Annotated in this window: 17 protein-coding genes; 5 read left to right on the forward strand and 12 right to left on the reverse strand. The window is 59.2% G+C overall.

Annotated features, from left to right (window positions below; all coding sequences use genetic code 11):
- Positions 1 to 14 precede the first annotated feature (14 nt).
- The 6 genes from HMPREF9695_RS15650 to HMPREF9695_RS15675 form a co-directional block, all read right to left on the reverse strand.
- Positions 15 to 551 (reverse strand): flavin reductase family protein, encoded by a 537-nt coding sequence (locus tag HMPREF9695_RS15650; RefSeq protein ID WP_006021843.1) that lies wholly within the window; start codon positions 549 to 551, stop codon positions 15 to 17.
- A 9-nt stretch (positions 552 to 560) separates the two neighbouring features.
- Positions 561 to 1,718 carry an acyl-CoA dehydrogenase family protein gene (locus HMPREF9695_RS15655; protein WP_430648572.1) on the reverse strand — a complete coding sequence of 386 codons (1,158 nt, stop codon included), beginning with the start codon at positions 1,716 to 1,718 and terminating at the stop codon, positions 561 to 563.
- Between the two features lie 85 nt (positions 1,719 to 1,803).
- The gene (locus tag HMPREF9695_RS15660) at positions 1,804 to 2,313 is read right to left on the reverse strand and encodes a VOC family protein (RefSeq protein ID WP_006021845.1); all 510 of its coding nucleotides are present in this window, start codon (positions 2,311 to 2,313) and stop codon (positions 1,804 to 1,806) included.
- Between the two features lie 183 nt (positions 2,314 to 2,496).
- A complete protein-coding gene (locus tag HMPREF9695_RS15665) occupies positions 2,497 to 3,330 on the reverse strand; it encodes a beta-keto acid cleavage family enzyme (RefSeq protein WP_006021846.1) in 834 nt (277 codons plus the stop codon).
- Between the two features lie 66 nt (positions 3,331 to 3,396).
- Positions 3,397 to 4,299: an NAD(P)-dependent oxidoreductase gene (locus HMPREF9695_RS15670; RefSeq protein WP_006021847.1), complete on the reverse strand. Its 903-nt coding sequence runs from the start codon at positions 4,297 to 4,299 to the stop codon at positions 3,397 to 3,399.
- Between the two features lie 125 nt (positions 4,300 to 4,424).
- The gene (locus HMPREF9695_RS15675; RefSeq protein ID WP_006021848.1) at positions 4,425 to 5,327 is read right to left on the reverse strand and encodes a ketopantoate reductase family protein; all 903 of its coding nucleotides are present in this window, start codon (positions 5,325 to 5,327) and stop codon (positions 4,425 to 4,427) included.
- Positions 5,328 to 5,592: 265 nt separating this feature from the next.
- Here HMPREF9695_RS15675 and HMPREF9695_RS26420 point away from each other — a divergent pair, with 265 nt between their 5' ends.
- Positions 5,593 to 5,823, forward strand: a complete 231-nt coding sequence (locus HMPREF9695_RS26420; RefSeq protein ID WP_157223971.1) for a hypothetical protein — start codon at positions 5,593 to 5,595, stop codon at positions 5,821 to 5,823.
- A gap of 181 nt (positions 5,824 to 6,004) precedes the next feature.
- Here the strand turns inward: HMPREF9695_RS26420 and HMPREF9695_RS15685 are convergent, their stop codons facing one another.
- The 3 genes from HMPREF9695_RS15685 to HMPREF9695_RS15695 all read right to left on the reverse strand — a co-directional run bounded on the left by HMPREF9695_RS15685 (position 6,005) and on the right by HMPREF9695_RS15695 (position 9,705).
- Positions 6,005 to 8,176 carry a xanthine dehydrogenase family protein molybdopterin-binding subunit gene (locus tag HMPREF9695_RS15685; RefSeq protein ID WP_006021849.1) on the reverse strand — a complete coding sequence of 724 codons (2,172 nt, stop codon included), beginning with the start codon at positions 8,174 to 8,176 and terminating at the stop codon, positions 6,005 to 6,007.
- 11 nt (positions 8,177 to 8,187) lie between these two features.
- Complete coding sequence (locus HMPREF9695_RS15690; protein ID WP_006021850.1) at positions 8,188 to 8,643, reverse strand: (2Fe-2S)-binding protein; 456 nt, start codon at positions 8,641 to 8,643, stop codon at positions 8,188 to 8,190.
- Between the two features lie 150 nt (positions 8,644 to 8,793).
- The gene (locus HMPREF9695_RS15695) at positions 8,794 to 9,705 is read right to left on the reverse strand and encodes a LysR family transcriptional regulator (RefSeq protein ID WP_006021851.1); all 912 of its coding nucleotides are present in this window, start codon (positions 9,703 to 9,705) and stop codon (positions 8,794 to 8,796) included.
- Between the two features lie 155 nt (positions 9,706 to 9,860).
- Here HMPREF9695_RS15695 and HMPREF9695_RS15700 point away from each other — a divergent pair, with 155 nt between their 5' ends.
- Together HMPREF9695_RS15700 and HMPREF9695_RS15705 are read left to right on the forward strand one after the other, a co-directional pair.
- A complete protein-coding gene (locus HMPREF9695_RS15700; RefSeq protein ID WP_041712826.1) occupies positions 9,861 to 10,796 on the forward strand; it encodes a ring-cleaving dioxygenase in 936 nt (311 codons plus the stop codon).
- Positions 10,796 to 11,443, forward strand: coding sequence for an alpha/beta hydrolase (locus HMPREF9695_RS15705; RefSeq protein ID WP_006021853.1), 648 nt, complete (start codon positions 10,796 to 10,798; stop codon positions 11,441 to 11,443). Before HMPREF9695_RS15700 ends, HMPREF9695_RS15705 begins: the two co-directional genes overlap by 1 nt.
- 258 nt (positions 11,444 to 11,701) lie before the next feature.
- Here the strand turns inward: HMPREF9695_RS15705 and HMPREF9695_RS15710 are convergent, their stop codons facing one another.
- Positions 11,702 to 12,439 carry a cyclic nucleotide-binding domain-containing protein gene (locus HMPREF9695_RS15710; RefSeq protein ID WP_006021855.1) on the reverse strand — a complete coding sequence of 246 codons (738 nt, stop codon included), beginning with the start codon at positions 12,437 to 12,439 and terminating at the stop codon, positions 11,702 to 11,704.
- A gap of 164 nt (positions 12,440 to 12,603) precedes the next feature.
- Here HMPREF9695_RS15710 and HMPREF9695_RS15715 point away from each other — a divergent pair, with 164 nt between their 5' ends.
- Entirely contained in the window at positions 12,604 to 13,056 is a 453-nt protein-coding gene (locus HMPREF9695_RS15715) for a hypothetical protein (protein WP_024921956.1), read from the forward strand.
- Here the strand turns inward: HMPREF9695_RS15715 and HMPREF9695_RS15720 are convergent.
- Together HMPREF9695_RS15720 and HMPREF9695_RS15725 are read right to left on the reverse strand one after the other, a co-directional pair.
- Positions 13,031 to 13,519, reverse strand: a complete 489-nt coding sequence (locus HMPREF9695_RS15720; protein ID WP_006021857.1) for a group III truncated hemoglobin — start codon at positions 13,517 to 13,519, stop codon at positions 13,031 to 13,033. The genes HMPREF9695_RS15715 and HMPREF9695_RS15720 overlap by 26 nt on opposite strands.
- Positions 13,520 to 13,544: 25 nt before the next feature.
- Positions 13,545 to 13,973, reverse strand: a complete 429-nt coding sequence (locus tag HMPREF9695_RS15725) for an RrF2 family transcriptional regulator (protein ID WP_006021858.1) — start codon at positions 13,971 to 13,973, stop codon at positions 13,545 to 13,547.
- 323 nt (positions 13,974 to 14,296) lie between these two features.
- Here HMPREF9695_RS15725 and ccoN point away from each other — a divergent pair, with 323 nt between their 5' ends.
- The gene (gene ccoN / locus HMPREF9695_RS15730; protein ID WP_006021859.1) at positions 14,297 to 15,952 is read left to right on the forward strand and encodes a cytochrome-c oxidase, cbb3-type subunit I; all 1,656 of its coding nucleotides are present in this window, start codon (positions 14,297 to 14,299) and stop codon (positions 15,950 to 15,952) included.

The following is a 15,952-nucleotide window of genomic DNA, read 5'->3' on the forward strand; positions in this document are numbered from 1 at the left end:
AAGACCTGCTGGGGTTATGCCCCAGGAACAAAGTGACCAAAACTTCCGCGTGCAAACAGCAGCGGCTCCGCACGGTTGTAATCATAAGCCTCTACGGCACCAAGGAAAATAACGTGGTCGCCCCCGTAATAGCGGTCCGCGCTGCGGCACTGGAATGTGGCGACCGCATCCGCAAGAACCGGCGCATCGCCAAGACCGGGTTTCCAGGACACCCCAGCGAACTTGTCCTCGGCCCGCGTGGCAAACTGCTTTGCCAAGCCCTGCTGGGATGCTCCGAGCACGTTGACCGCAAAATGACTCGCGTTCTGAAAGATATTCATGCTTGGAGAGTAAGATACCAGGCTCCACAAGACGAGCGGCGGATTCAGCGAAACCGACGCAAACGAATTGCAGGTCAGGCCGGCCTGCCGGCCATCCGGCGTTGCCGCCGTAATCACCGTCACGCCGGTCGCATAGGACCCCAGCGCGTTCCGGAAATCTCGCGGATCGATCGGCGAACTGTCGCTCGACAATTCGTTCCTGAAATCCGTCGGGTTCTGCGATGCAACCATCACCGAGCCTCAGAGGGTCAGGTTTTCGGACGGCAAGTCCAGCGCAACGCGACCATAGTTGGTTCCGGCAGCATCGAAGCTGAACGCGATATGAGCGTTGATCGCGTGAGCATCGCGGAACTGCCGCTGCAATGCGCCAGTCGTGTAAAGGCCCCGCGCGCCGCTCGCCGAAAACAGCGTCGAGACCGCTTCGGTGCACAGATTGACCGCATATGCCCCATCGCGCCGGTATTTGGTTTTTTCCGAGAGATCGGGGACAGTACCATGGCGGGCATCAGACATGGCTTCAATGCACGTCCGGCGCATGATGAGACGTGCCGCATCGATTTTCGCCGAGGCTTCAGCGATCTTGATTTGCGTCGTCTGCAGGTCGCCAAGTTTTGCGCGGTTGTAGGTCGAAGCGCGATGCTTGGCGATCCCGACATAGTCATCAAGGCACGCCTGCGCATTGCCAAGGCCCGCGCCTGACAGGACAAACGGAAACAGGGAGAATACCGGCAAGGCGTAGAGCGCACCGGGATTCACCGCGCTTCCAGGTGTCGCGCCACCGGCAACGTCCTTGACCGCAAGCGTCATGTAATCCGGAACGAATACATCCTTGGCTTCGACGTCGTTCGATCCGGTCCCCTTCAGGCCAGTCGAACTCCATGTGTCGAGAATCTTGTAGTCGGACTGCTTCAACAGAAATATCCGGTATTCCACGCCATCCGCATCGTCCTCGGACGACACGATGCCCGCAAGCATGTTCCACGTGCTCGAATCCACACCCGACGAGAACGGCCAACGGCCCGAGAGGGTATATCCACCGGCGACTTTCGTGGCGCGGCCGGCTGGAAACACAAACGACGATGCAATGAGGGCATCGACATTTTCGTTCCAGATCAGGTCCTGCGCGCGCGCATCGAACATGCCGAGCATCCAGTGATGGCTGGCCAGGTTCGCGAGATTCCATGCGACCGACGCATCGGCAAGCGCGACAACATCAGCGAAATCGACCAACGCGACATAATCAAGCTCGGAGCCACCGACCCGCTTGGGCTGGAGAATTCGGAACAAACCGGCTTGGTGAAGCTCCTTCTCCGTTTCAGGCGGAAGGCGCCGCATCTCTTCCGTCTTGGCAGCGCGCTCACGCAACTTTGGAACAAGCGCGCGTGCCCGCTCCAGCATTTCTGAGTATGCGCCGTCCTGACCGTTCGAACGCCGGTCCAGATCAAGCTTATGGACAGTGCCTGACATGCTCGCCTCCCTGAAACTATCGCGCCGCAGCTTTTCTCGGAGCATTTGGCTTGATATGCGGACGATCGAGATAGAGTGATGCTCGCAGTCCTTCGTCGTCCTGGGTCGCAAACTCGGACAGCAATTTCATCTCCGGAATACGCGAACGATCCAGCGTATTCACATCCGGCCAGTCAATCTCAACCAGATTGCCGGCAGGGTCCCGCAGATACATCTGTACGCAGCCGTCCGGCAGTTCGTTGACTGCATTGCGGAACGCCGAGAAATCGAGCGCTCCGATCGCTTTAGCCTTCTCATAAGCTGCATGAAAATCGTCAACGTCGAGCGCGAAGTGCTGATAGACCGGAACACTATCTTCGAGTTCGAACAGATGAAGTTGAAGATCTCCGCAGCGCAGATACTTGGTCTTGAAACCGAAATTGTAGGTCGGGATCAGCTCCATGCCCAGCACGGTCTGATAGAAACGGGCGGACTCTTCGAGGTTCTTCGCGCCAATGGAAAGGTGGTTGAAACCAAGGACTTTCATGTCTTCACTCCCGCGAGCTTGTTGAGCTTTTTATTTTATCACCCGATAAATAACGCAACAGAACTGGAATTGCAAGCACGGCGCAGCCCAGTGCGCCGCACAAAGCGTGCGGCGTACTGATCTATCCCTGCCAAATCTCGAAATTCCCGATGCGAAGCTGGCCTTTAGACCCTTCGCGGTAGCCTAGTCTGGCCGACCCAGCGCCCTCAAAATCTGCGCTCGCGACGAGCGCGGACGATGAATTCCGCACAATGCAGCCTGCAAATCCCGAACACGCTCAGCATTGCTGCCGGCCCGGCTTCCATCCGCATTGATGAAACTGTTCTCGAATCCGATCCTGCAATGCCCGCCCATCGCGGCTGCGGCGACCAGCGATGCCGTCTCGAATGCGCCAAAAGCGCAAACCCACCAATCGAAGCGTTCCGCGCCGCCGTTGTCCCGAACCTTCGCAACGAATGGCGCGAGTTCAGCGGGATCGCTTTCCTGAGCCACGGCATATCGGCCAAGCGGGAAAATGACGGAATGCCGATGACCGGGGATGACCCCACGCTTCACGAGATCGAGCAGATGGTCGAATTCATTTGCAGCATAGACGATGTGCTGAACGGCAATGCGCTGCTCGTGGGCCCATCGATACAGGTCCGCAGCAGCACTTTCCGCGCTCGCGTCCGGGATCAACTCCTTGGTCGCGATGCTGACTGCCTCGGGGCGAACGGCTCGTACCACGGCGATCTGCTCGTCGGGGCTGAAGATGCCGACCGCTTCGGTTGTAATCTGAACGACGAACTCCGGACCAGTGAGCTGCCGCACCGCTTCGGTCGCGGCCAGATAGCGCGCCACATCTAGCGTATGACGACCATCCGCATCGCGAACGTGCATATGAATGGCCTGGGCGCCCGCACTCTTGCATGCAAGCGCATCCGCTGCGATTGCCTCAGTTGTCAGCGGCAGATTTGGATGCTCTGCATGGCCTTTGCGCGCTCCATTCGGCGCGACCATAATAGTCAGATCGGCCATGCCAGCCCTACCCTTCGATGACAGCGCTCAAACCGAGCGAATGAGAAACAAAATGAGCCGATTGCTCTACGACTTGAGTTTTGTCCGGTCAATTCCGTGCATTGTCTCAAGCACGGCACAGACCGCTGCGGTGTCCTGTTCCCGGCGTCCGAGTGCCGCCCCCGCATGGTAGACTTGCGATGCCGCCGCATAGACCGGCAGCGCGCAGTCGAGATCGGCCGCGAAGGCATCAATGATCGAAATATCCTTGAGCTGCATGCGGATTGTCGCCGTCGGCTCGTCATAACGCTCGTCGCGCATCAAAGGACCACGCATCTGAAACATCCGCGAAGTACCCGCGCTGTCAGCAAGCGTGTCATAGACGACGGCGGGATCTATGCCTGCCTTAATGCCCAGAACCATGGCTTCCGCTGCAGCAACGTTATGGATCGTCACGAGATGATTGGCGATGTACTTCATGATACTGCCGCGTCCGAATGGTCCAAGGTAATGCTGCACGCGGGACATGCCGGCGAAAACCGGAGCGCAGCGCTCGAAGGCCGCCTGGTCACCGCTGCCCAGGATCACGAGATCCTTGGCAACCGCCTGCGCACCCGTTCCGCTGATCGGACAATCGAGGAGAACCTTGCCGTTCTTCTGCATGACATCATGCGCGGCCTGCTTGATGTCGAGAGGCAATGTGGAGCACTCGATAACGATCTGTCCGGTCCCTGCGGCCTGAGCGATACCATCGACGCCACTAATGACCTCGGTCAACGCTTCGGCCTTCGGTAAAGACATGATGACAATCGGCGCCGCTTCGGCAACGGCGCGGGGAGACATCAGCGCCTGCCCGCCCAGCGAATTGAGACGCTCAGCCGCCGACGGCACGGGATCGTAACCAACGATGCTAAAGCCCGCTTCGCGCAGATTTCGCGCCATTGCGGTGCCCATAATTCCGACGCCAACAATACCAACGTTCCGATTCATTCCGCGCCTCTCGTCAACACGATGGTTATGAGGCGCGCAATATCAGCAAGGGTCTTGGCCTGACAACAGCAAACTGTCGTCGCTGCATCATCAAATCACTCAGGATGCCGCCGCCGCGCAGTTCGTCAGATCGCTTGCTGCGTCTTTTCTTCAAGCAACTTGACCATGACAAGGAGCGCCCGGTTCACCGGCGTCGGAATGGAGAGCTCCTCACCCTTCCGGACGACATAGCCGTTCAGGTAGTCTATTTCGGTTTTCTTGCCGCGCGCTAAATCCTGCGCAGTGGACGAATACTGATTTGGCATCGATCCCGCCAGGGCCAGCACCGTTTCATCGATGTTCTCCGGTACGGCAATGTCCAGCGCCGATGCCACTTCAGTGCATTCGCGTACAACGGTCCTGACCACCTCCGTGACGCCGTCGACTTTGAAAAGCCGCCCATAGGGCATTTGTGCGACCGCCGACAACGCGTTGTAGGCACAGTTCGTGATGAGCTTGAGCCACAACTCATTGGCGACCTTGTCGGAGACTGTGGTAGGTACGCCAGCCTGTGTAAAGGTTGCAGCGACACTCGCACTAGAAGGCGAGGCGCCGATGATCAGTTCGCCCCTGCCATGATGCTTGACGTGACCGGGGCCAGCCATTTCGGCCGCGACGTAGACGATCGCTGGAACAGCAATCTGATCGATCGTGGCTTGCAAGCGCTCTGCGTTGTCAACACCGTTCTGCAAACACAGAACCACAGCACCTTGCTTCAGGTGAGGTGCGATCAGATGTCCAGCGGACTCTGTATCAGCCGATTTTACACAAAACAGAACGACATCCGCCTCCACAACACCGATAGCGTCAGTCGTAGCGGCTACCCGCACGTGATCCTTGAAATCGCGGTGCTCAAGGAGGAGACCGTGCTGCCTGATCGCCTCCACATGCTGGGACCGCCCTATCAGAGTCACCCCATGCCCGGCCCTCGCAAGCATCGCGCCGAAATAGCAACCGACGGCTCCGGCGCCCATAACTGCAATTTTCATTGCCTTGCCTCGAACCAATTAAGACCGCTCGCATTTAGTCACGATTTGAGCCGGCGGGCAAAGAACGAGATTATCTCATCGCGCGCGGCATTGGTCGGCTGCCCGGCCTCGTCGGTGAGATGAGCGGCGCTGTGGGGGGTTGCAAAGAACGGCGGCAACTCAGTGTTGGCGGCGCTGTCGGGAAGCAGGCGAGCAACGAAGCGTTCTCCGAGAGCTTCGGAGAAAGCACCGTGGCGACAAACGACACCAGCATGCGCGACAAATCGTGTCCGCCGAAAGTCCAGTTTCCGGCAGGTACTTCCTCGACGATCACGATGCAGTTTGCGCGCTTCTTGGAATCTTCGGGAAGATGCCCGCACTCGGCAGCCGCCTCGCCCGGCTTGTAGAAGCCGGCGTCATGGAGCGGAGAGAGTATCGCGACGACGGGCAACGCGCACCGGTCGAGTATCCGCTCACCGACATGGGCCAATCGCAGGCTTGTCCTTCACCGCGCTAACTGAATGGAGTGACCGGTGGATCGGCAACGGCTCCGGACCGTTGGCGCTCCGTTGAGACCGTCATCACTCTCCCACCACCGCGCCGGTCGGGAAAGAGCACAAAATAGCAGAAGACGGACGCCGGCCCGGCTTCTGCCTCCTCAACTTATCGCCGCCTTCAGCGGCGCAAAACCCAACCGTTCACGCCGATTTCAGCACGCTGGTATCAATGGGCATCTTGCGCAGGCGCTTGCCGGTTGCCGCAAAGATCGCATTGGCGATAGCGGGAACGATCGCCGATGTTCCGGTCTCGCCCATGCCGCCCGGCGGCTCCGTGCTTTTAACGACGTGAACTTCGATAGCCGGTGCCTCATTGATGCGCAGTATCTGGTAGGTATCGAAGTTGCCCTGCTCGACACGGCCGTTTTTCAGCGTGATCTCGCCGTAGAGCGCCGCTGTCGTACCGAAGACGATTCCGCTCTGGATCTGCGCCTGGACCGTATTGGGATTCACTACCGTGCCGCAGTCGACCGCACAGATGACCCGGCGGACCCGAACGGCGCCGTCTTTCGACACCTCGACTTCGGCCACGTGCGCCATGTAGCTGCCGAACGAGAATTGCAGGGAGATGCCGCGGCCGCTTCCCTTTGGCAACGCTTGTCCCCAGCCGGCTTTCTCGGCGGCGAGATCGAGGACCGCCTTGGCGCGAGGTGACTTGTCGAGCAGCGCTCTCCTGTAGGCAACTGCATCTTGTTTGGCTGCCGCCGCCAGTTCGTCGATGAAACTTTCGGTCACAAAGACGTTGTGGGACGGACCCACACTGCGCCAGAACGCTGTCGGGATGCCCGGCGGCTCCACGCGTACATATTCCACGTGGAAATTCGGCAAGTTGTAGACCAGGTCGATCGCGCCTTCCGTCGTATCGGGATCGAGTCCATCCTTGAAAGCCGGCGGCAGCCACCGCGCGATCACGGACGAGCCTGCAAAACGATTCTTCCAGGCGACCGGCATGCCCTTGTCGTCCAGCCCGGCCGAAATGCGATCGAACCAGTAGGGCCGATACATCGCCTGCTGGATATCCTCCTCGCGGGTCCATACGACCTTCACAGGACCGTCCACGTGTTTGGCGATTTCGACCGCGCGGACCGCACCATCGGCATCCAGCCGCCGGCCGAAACCACCGCCGATGAGATGATTGTGCACGATGACCTTTTCCGCGGGTAGGCCCGCCGCCTTCGCCGCCATCGCCTGAACGCGGGCAATTGCCTGGTTGCCGATCCAGATTTCGCACTCGTCCTTGCGCAGATGCACCGTGCAGTTCATCGGCTCCATCGTGGCGTGCGCCAGGAATGGCACTTGATAGATCGCTTCCACCTTGGTCGCGGCACCTGCCATCGCCTTATCGGCGTCGCCGAGATTTTGCGCGACAGGTCCTGAACGGAGCGTCGCCTGCTCGAGTTCGCGGGCGATGTCCGCCGTGGCGAGTCCGGCATTGGGGCCATCGTCCCATTCGATCTTGAGCGCAGCCAGCCCTTTCTTTGCCGCGCCCATATGGTCCGCAACCACCGCAACGGCGTCGTCGAGCCGGACAATCTGGCGTACGCCCTTGACCGCCTTGGCTTCCGCGTCATCCACGCTCTTCACGCGTCCGCCGAAGACAGGCGATTGTACAAGCGTCGCGACTTTCAGGCCGGGCGGACGAACATCGATGCCGTAGACCGCAGTCCCGTTGACTTTTCCCGGTCCATCGAGCCGCTTGGCTGGTGTCCCGATCAGCTTGAAATCCGCCGCCGGCTTCAGCGCGACGGCCTTCGGCACAGGAAGTTTCGCAGCCTCCGCGGCAAGCTCTCCATAAGTCAGACGCCGGTTCGTCTGCGGGTGCACCACCTCGCCATCCTGCGTGCGGCAAGATTCCGGATCGACCGCCCAGCGTTTAGCTGCAGCCGCGACCAGCATGGATCGCGCGGTCGCACCGGCCTCGCGCATCGGCTTCCATGCGCCGCGCATCGCGTTGGAATTGCCGGTCGCCTGCACGCCGAGTAACGGGTTGGCATAAATCTTTTCGTTTGGCGGTGCATGCTCCAGACGCACCTGCTTCAAGCTCACGTCCAGTTCTTCCGCGATCAGCATTGGAACCGAGGTATAGGTGCCTTGTCCCATCTCGACATAAGGCATGGTGAGAGCAACCTGACCGTCGCGGCCGATACGAATAAAGGCGTTCGGCGCGAAGCCCTCGGGCGAAGCTGCTTCGCTTTTCCCAAGAGGCAGGCTGAGGCTTAACATGAAAGCGCCACCGGCGGCGGCGGTCGCGAGGAAGCTGCGTCGCGACAAAGTCGCATCGGGGATGGAAGACGCGATGTGATCGAGATTCATGTCAGCCTCCCCTATGTTCGCGCTGCGAGTTTGATGGCTTCGCGGATGCGGACATAGGTGCCGCAACGACAGATATTGCCGCTCATCGCATCGTCGATATCCGTATCGGTCGGTTGCGGCTTGTCGGCCAGCAACGCGGATGCCGACATGATCTGTCCCGACTGGCAATAACCGCATTGAGGCACTTCGTGATCGAGCCAGGCTTTCTGGATCTTGGCGCCGGCAGGCGTTGCGCCGATCGCCTCGATCGTCGTGACCTTCGATGTGCCAAGGCTTTCGATATCGGTAATGCAGGAGCGCGTTGCAACTCCGTCTATATGGACCGTGCAGGCGCCACACAGCGCCATACCGCAGCCGAACTTCGTACCCGTCATACCCAGAACGTCGCGCAACACCCACAGCAGCGGTGTATCGCCATCGACGTCGACGTTATGTGCTGTCCCATTAACATTGATGGTGAAGGCCATATCGCTCTCCCCTCTGACGTGATCGCACTTGCCGGTCATCACTGGCCGGTGCGTAACAACAGGTCGTAGTCCCGTGGACAGGTGAATAATTGCCGCTTGCTCGACACAGGTCAACGACGCCGTTCTGCCGGCAGTCAAAGGAATTTCCGCTCACACCGTGTTGAGCTTTCCTTCCGGACCGGCACTGAACCGTGCAACAAGAAAATCGATGAACAGACGGACCTTCACAGCCAGATGCCGCGTCGGCGGGTAAATTGCGTAGAGTGTCAACGGCGGAGCTTTGTAATCGTCGAGGACGGTCCGCAACTTGCCCGCACGCAATGCAGCGCCTGCAATGAATGTGGGCAGAAGCGCTACGCCCCGTCCCTTCACAGCCGCGTCACACAGGACTTCGGCATTGTTGGCGCATAACAGCCATGACGGCTGGATCCAGTGATCGCCGTCCCTGCCTGTGAGTTTCCACTGATTTCCGGTGAGCAAGAAGCCATAGGTGAGCGCTGCATGATTGCGTAACGCGTTTGGATGAGTGGGAATGCCGTGGCGATCGAGATAGGATGGCGACGCACAGATGACGCGCTCGATCGGGACAATCTTGCGCGCGATGAGACTTGAGGATTCCAGATCAGCGATGCGAAGCGTGACATCGAACCCGCCCTGCACCGGATCGACCTGTTCATCGCTCAGAACCAGATGAATTTGAAGTTCGGGATTCGCCTCCATGAAGTCGGCGATCGCAGGGCCAAGCTGCAACGTCCCGAACGACATCGGCGCATTGACGCGAAGAAGTCCGCGCGGCGTGGATTGCAGATGCGCAACCGCTTGATCCGCGGCATCGATGTCCGCGAGGATGCTTAGCGCGCGTTCAAAATACATCTGCCCGTTTTCGTTGGGACTCGCGTGACGCGTTGTCCTGTTGAGCAATTGAACGCCGAGGCTTTGCTCAAGCTCGCTGACGTATTTGCTGATCGCCGAGCGCGACAGCCGCAGTTGCCGCCCCGCCTCGGAGAAGCTGCCGAGTTCGACCACTTTGACGAACGCCCGAAGGCTGGTGAGCTTGTCCATGTGATGGATCCCCGGGGACGGCATTCGATGCGCTTGGAAATTGTCATCAAATCATAGACAGAGATGCTATGAAACCGCTGATTGTCTTTAAATACGCCTCGACCAATATCCCTGCAACCGAGGCCCATACGCCTCATTTCGCAGGAGAAGAGATCATGTCCGGCATTCACCACGTCACCGCTATCGCTGGTAACGCGTTACAAAACTACGACTTTTACACCCGCGCCCTTGGACTTCGCTTCGTCAAGAAGACCGTCAATTTCGACGATCCAGGCACCTATCACTTTTATTATGGCGACGAGGCTGGTAGTCCCGGCACGATCCTGACGTTCTTCCCTTGGGAAGGCGCGGCGCCCGGCCGCGGCGGCGTGGGCCAGACCCAGCAGACCGCCTTCCGCGTTCCGGCCCGCTCGCTGGGCTACTGGACGCATCGCTTCATCGAGAAAGGCATCGCCCACGAAGCGCTGGAAAAGCGGTTCGGCGAGTCCGTACTGCCGTTCACCGACTCCGATGGCATGAGCCTCGCGCTGGTCGGCGTTCCGGGCGCGGAAAACGAGGCAGGCTGGAGCAACGGTGATGTGCCGGCTGAACACGCGATCCGAGGGTTCCATGGCGTCACCTTGCTGCTCGACAACGCGGCCCGGACCGGTGCGATCCTGACCGACGTGTTCGGCTTCGAGGAATCCGCTCGTGAGGGATCGGTGATCCGTTTCAAAGCCCCTGGCCTCGTCACCGGCGGCTTGGTCGATATCTATGAAGCCAAGGGCTTCCTGCCTGGGCGGCAGGGAACCGGATCGGTTCACCACATCGCGTTCCGGGCGAAGGACGATGCCGATCAGGCCGGCATGGCGAAGAAGCTGATCGAGACGCACGGTCTGCATCCGACGGAGCAGAAGGATCGCAACTATTTCCGGTCGGTCTACTTCCGTGAGCCTGGCGGCATCCTGTTCGAGATCGCAACCGATATTCCCGGCTTCGCCGTGGACGAACCGGTGGCAACGCTCGGTCAGGATCTGAAACTGCCGAGGTTCCTCGAAGCCCACCGCAAGGAAATCGAGGCCGTGCTGCCTCCGCTTGGAAAGGCTGCGTGATGAGCAACGATCTGACCTTCACCCATCGCTTCGAGCCGGGAAACCGGCTCGAAGCACCACCGCTCCTGTTGCTTCACGGCACGGGCGGCGACGAGAACGACCTGCTGCCGTTGGGCAAGACGATCTCGCCGGGATCGGCACTGCTGTCGCCGCGCGGCAAGGTGCTCGAGCATGGCATGCCGCGCTTCTTTCGCAGGCTGGCCGAGGGCGTGTTCGACGAGGACGACGTACGACGTCGCGCTGATGAGCTTGCGGATTTTGTTGAATCCGCACGCGCGCGCTACGGCATCGCTGCGCCTGTCGCATTGGGTTACTCGAACGGTGCAAACATCGCGGCTGCGATGCTGCTGCTCAGGCCGGATGTTCTTGCGGGAGCAATCCTGCTGCGTGCGATGGTGCCGCTGTCGCAACCGCCGCAGGCCGATCTCAGGGACAAACCGGTGCTGATCGTGTCAGGCAAGCTCGATCCGATCATCCCCGCGACCAACTCGGCGCAGCTAGCAGCGCTGCTGACGAAGGCTGGTGCGAATGTTCAGCATCCGGTGCTGCCCACCGGACACCAGTTGTCGCAAGCCGACCTGACCATCGGCCAGGAATGGATCAAGGCCGTACGTTTTCTTCAGGCGGACAAGGCGGCGGCCGTCTGAGGATTCTAAGGCAGCGACAGGATGCGTCCGTAATGGGCGCATCCTGTCGTTGTGAATCGCTCCCAAGATTCAAGCATCACTGTTTGCGGCTATAGATATCAGCCCACACCATAGTGGCGGCAAAAAACGCGAACAGAAGGATAACCGGGACGATAGCGAGAATGGTGTCTGTGGGCATGGTCTTCTCCAGTCTTGTGGAGAAGCTTTTACACTTGTTGATCAAGTGGCCATTTGAGCCAAGTCAAAACCGATACATGTTCAGGCCGCGGTCAGGTGATCCAGCCGCTCTGCGCTAAGCAATCTCACACCATCGGGCACGATGAGTATGGTTTTTTCGCGCGCCAGTTTCGTCAGTGTCCGGCTCACCGTCTCAATCGTCAGTCCCAGGTAATCCGCAATGTCCTGCCGTCCCATCGGCAAAGCAACCGTGACCGACATCGGGCCGATTCTAGCGTAGCGAGCCTGAAGGTTGACAAGGAAGGCGGCAACCTTCTCTTCTGCCGTCTTGCGGCCTAACAACAGCATCTGATCCTGTGCGAGGCTGAGCTCATGCCCGGCGAATTCGTGCAACCTTCGCAGCAGATGCGGCTTGCCGTCGATGTAAGACAGGAACGACGAACGCAGGAAGCGACACACCTTGACGGGTGTGATCGCCTCAGCCGTCACGCCGTAACGATCCATCAAAGCAAGGCCGAGAAAATCGCCGGGCAATGCAAATCCCATGATCTGACGCCGACCATCGGGCAGCGACTTGTAAAGTCGTACGACACCTTCGGTTACATTGAAAACGTGGCTGGCAAGCGCACCCTGATCGAACAGCATCACCTTGGGCGCGAAGGTCGTCGGCTGACTGATGCGCTCCAGCGCCTCAAGCTCGGACAATTCGAGAGCGCCACAAACGCTTACCAGGCGAACGCTGCATTCGGCGCATCCGGCACTGCTTCGATTGTGCTTGCATGGCTCGCCCGCCGCCGTGCACTGTTCAAACCTGTCCATCGATGCCGTCCGTGTTGACCTGTCTCTCTATATATACGCAATCCTCCAGCATTTTTGATCTATGTCAAAGCGCCAGATAGTTGATGCACATCAATGCCGGAAGGGCCGCGAACCGTCCAATCTGCCGTTTTACTGGATACGGTCGGCGGCGGGCTCACTTGGCGATGGATCAGCATTTTCAAGCGCATTCGATCGGCCTAAAAGACGCAAAGTCCGCTTACCCGCTGGTCTATCTGCATGACGCCAGCATATCGCTGGAAGAATGGCTGCGCTTCGCTCGGCGTCGATGCCGCCAACCATCGGATCGCACCGGCCTGATCGCCATCCGGGATCGCCGTGGCCTTATTCATGCACTATTCGGATACCGGATCGATATCGATCTGCGGGCACGTAAAAAACTATGTCTTGGCAATCTCGTGGTCGCACGGATGCCTGGCCAGTTGATCGACGAAGCCATTATCGCCAGCGCAAACGAACTTGCCGCCCGCTTCTCCTGCCAGACCATCAGCCTCGAACAACCCTTCAGCCGCAGGACCGGCGTGCCGGGCGCCTGCCCCACCGCCTACGACCTATCGGCCAGCCGCATAAGTTTTATCCCGAGCACACGACGCCACTGAGCTGCCCGGACTGCGAGCGCAAGTGCCTTGGGGCGTCGATCCTGCCCTGCGTCGTTGCAATTCCCAGTTCAAGGCTGTCCGCAATCCGCCGCGCACGCTCCATAAAATGCGCAGCCGCGGCCGGTGGACATACCTCCGCAACCGTGCCCTCGAACAGTTCAAGCCAGCGGTCGAAATGTGCCCCGCTTACCGGGAGAGCCATATGCATCCCCATCGGCTGTCCGTGATAACGGCCGGTCATGAGCGCAACCGAAGACCAGAACGCGCAGAGTTTTGCGATATGATGCTCCCAGTCCGTGACCCTCGTCGCGAAAATCGGTCCGAGCACAGGCTCGGCCTGGATGCGCTGATAAAACAACCTGACGAGGCGCTCGATCATTGGCTCATCGATGCCGGTTTTTGTCATGATATCTGCTGTGATCCGCGCCCGGCGCTCAGGTCCACCTGCTTCCAAATCACTCATTTTTCGATCCCCAATGGGCCGCGGCTCACGCAGCCGGTTGAATTCCAAAATCCTCGGGGCGAAGAACCAGGTCGGCCAGCGTATAGCGGTCGAGCGTTGCAATAAAAGCCGCCAACGCCTCATTCAAAACGCCCCGCAAGCGGCAGCGCGGCGTGATCAGACACCTGTTTTCGGGCGAGAAACATTCGACCAGCGCAAAGTCCGGCTCGGTGGTCCGAACCACGTCGCCAAGACTGATCTTCTCAGGGCGCCTGGCCAGCTCGAGTCCGCCGGAGCGTCCGCGCACCGCCTTCAGAAAACCGGCGCGCGTCAGCTGGTTCACGACCTTCATGAGGTGTGCCCGGGATATTCCATAGACCTGCGCCGTTTCCTCGATTGTGATCAATGCGTTGCGACGTGCGGCGGCATAAAGCAGCACGCGTAGTGCGTAGTCCGAGAAATTGGTCAATCGCATAGCGGCTTCTGAATCCAGATTGCTGAATAAGGTATAAGATATATATAAAATATTTCTTTATGGAAGCTCAGATCCGCATGCCGCTTCAGCTTTTTCGGAGGCTAGGCGACAGGATTTAGGACTGATGTCTTTGCTCTGGCGCAAAGACAACGGCGATCATTGGCATAGCCTAAGAGAAGCAACCCGAGGTGCTGCAGCAGTTTTAACAGACTTCCAGGTTCCAAAGTCGGGGCGTAAGCTTGGTGCGCTCATCGACACGGCCAGCGCGCATTTGATTTTAATTGCAGGGAGCCAGCCCAAATTGGTTGGAACGGGCGATAGTGATGATGGGGCAACTTACAAAAAGCGAGCGACAGCTTGCGCTGTTTATTCTGCTTGCCGTCAGTCTTTGCGGACTGGCGCTGGGTGTCGCGGGAAGGGATGACATCCTTGGCGCGCACGGCTTGCTGATCGTGCTGGCCGCGCTTGCTGGAATCTTCAAGATCATCTCGGTCTATTACGAGCCGGAGCCCAGCGACGAACGCTTGGCCTCCTACTACGACGATCCGACCAAACTAGGCATCATTCTGGCTATGGTCTGGGCCGTGTTCGGCCTGTTCGTCGGCGACTGGGTGGCGTGGCTGCTGGTCAAGCCCGAACTCACATTCGATGCCGGATGGTCGAGCTTCGGACGGTTGCGGCCGGTCCACACCACGAGCGTCATCTTCGGATTCGGCGGCAACGCCCTGATCGCGACTTCGCTTTACGTCCTGCAACGCACATCGCGCGCCCGGCTTCCCGACCAGCTCAGCTCATGGTTCGTGCTGCTCGGCTACAACCTGTTCTGCGTTCTAGCCGTTACCGGCTACATGATGGGCATTACGCAGTCGAAAGAATATGCGGAGCCGGAATGGTACGCAGACATCTGGCTCGTGATCGTTTGGGTGGTCTACTTCGGCATCTACCTGCGCACGCTGGCCCGGCGTAAAGAGCCGCACATCTATGTGGCCAACTGGTACTACATGGCCTTCATACTGGTCGTTGCGATCTTGCATATCGTCAACAACCTGGCTGTGCCGGTGTCCTTCGGCCACGCCAAAAGCTACTCGCTGTTCGCCGGCGTGCAGGATGCCATGACGGAATGGTGGTACGGCCACAACGCCGTCGCGTTTTTCCTGACGGCAGGCTTTCTCGGCATGATGTATTATTACCTGCCAGTGCGCGCGGGCCGGCCGATCTTTTCCTATCGCCTGTCAATCATCAGCTTCTGGGGCATCACATTCTTCTACATGTGGGCGGGATCGCATCACCTGCATTACACGGCATTGCCGCAGTGGGTGCAGACGCTGGGCATGACCTTCTCGCTGATGTTACTCATACCGTCATGGGCGTCTGCGGCCAACGCGCTGCTGACACTGAACGGCGCCTGGGACAAGGTTCGCGACGACGCCACGCTGCGTTTCATGATGGTGGCAGCGGTGTTCTACGGACTGACAACCTTCGAGGGATCGTTTCTGGCGATCCGCTCCGTCAACTCGCTCTCACACTACACTGACTGGACCGTCGGCCATGTCCATGCCGGGGCGCTCGGCTGGGTGGCGATGATCTCGTTTGGCGCAATCTACGCATCCGTGCCGTGGTTGTGGAAAAGCAAAACCATGTATTCGCCGAGGCTTGTCGAAGTTCACTTCTGGCTCGCCGTTGCTGGCACGATTGTCTACGTCTTCGCAATGTGGAATTCCGGCATCATTCAGGGACTGATGTGGCGGACCTATAACGAGAGCGGCACGCTGGCCTACTCCTTCGTCGACTCGCTGGTTGCCATGCGGCCCTACTATATTGCCCGCGCGATTGGCGGCCTCCTGTTCCTCATCGGCGCAGTGGTCGGTTGCTACAATATCTGGATGACCATCAAGACGGCGGCCTCAAGCGTTGAGTTCGAAACAACGGGCGATCGCCCGGCAGTTGCCGCGGTGCCTGCCCTTCAGGCGGGAGAATAA

It is taken from the genome of Afipia broomeae ATCC 49717 (assembly GCF_000314675.2).
In the GTDB taxonomy this organism is placed as follows: Bacteria; Pseudomonadota; Alphaproteobacteria; order Rhizobiales; family Xanthobacteraceae; genus Afipia; species Afipia broomeae.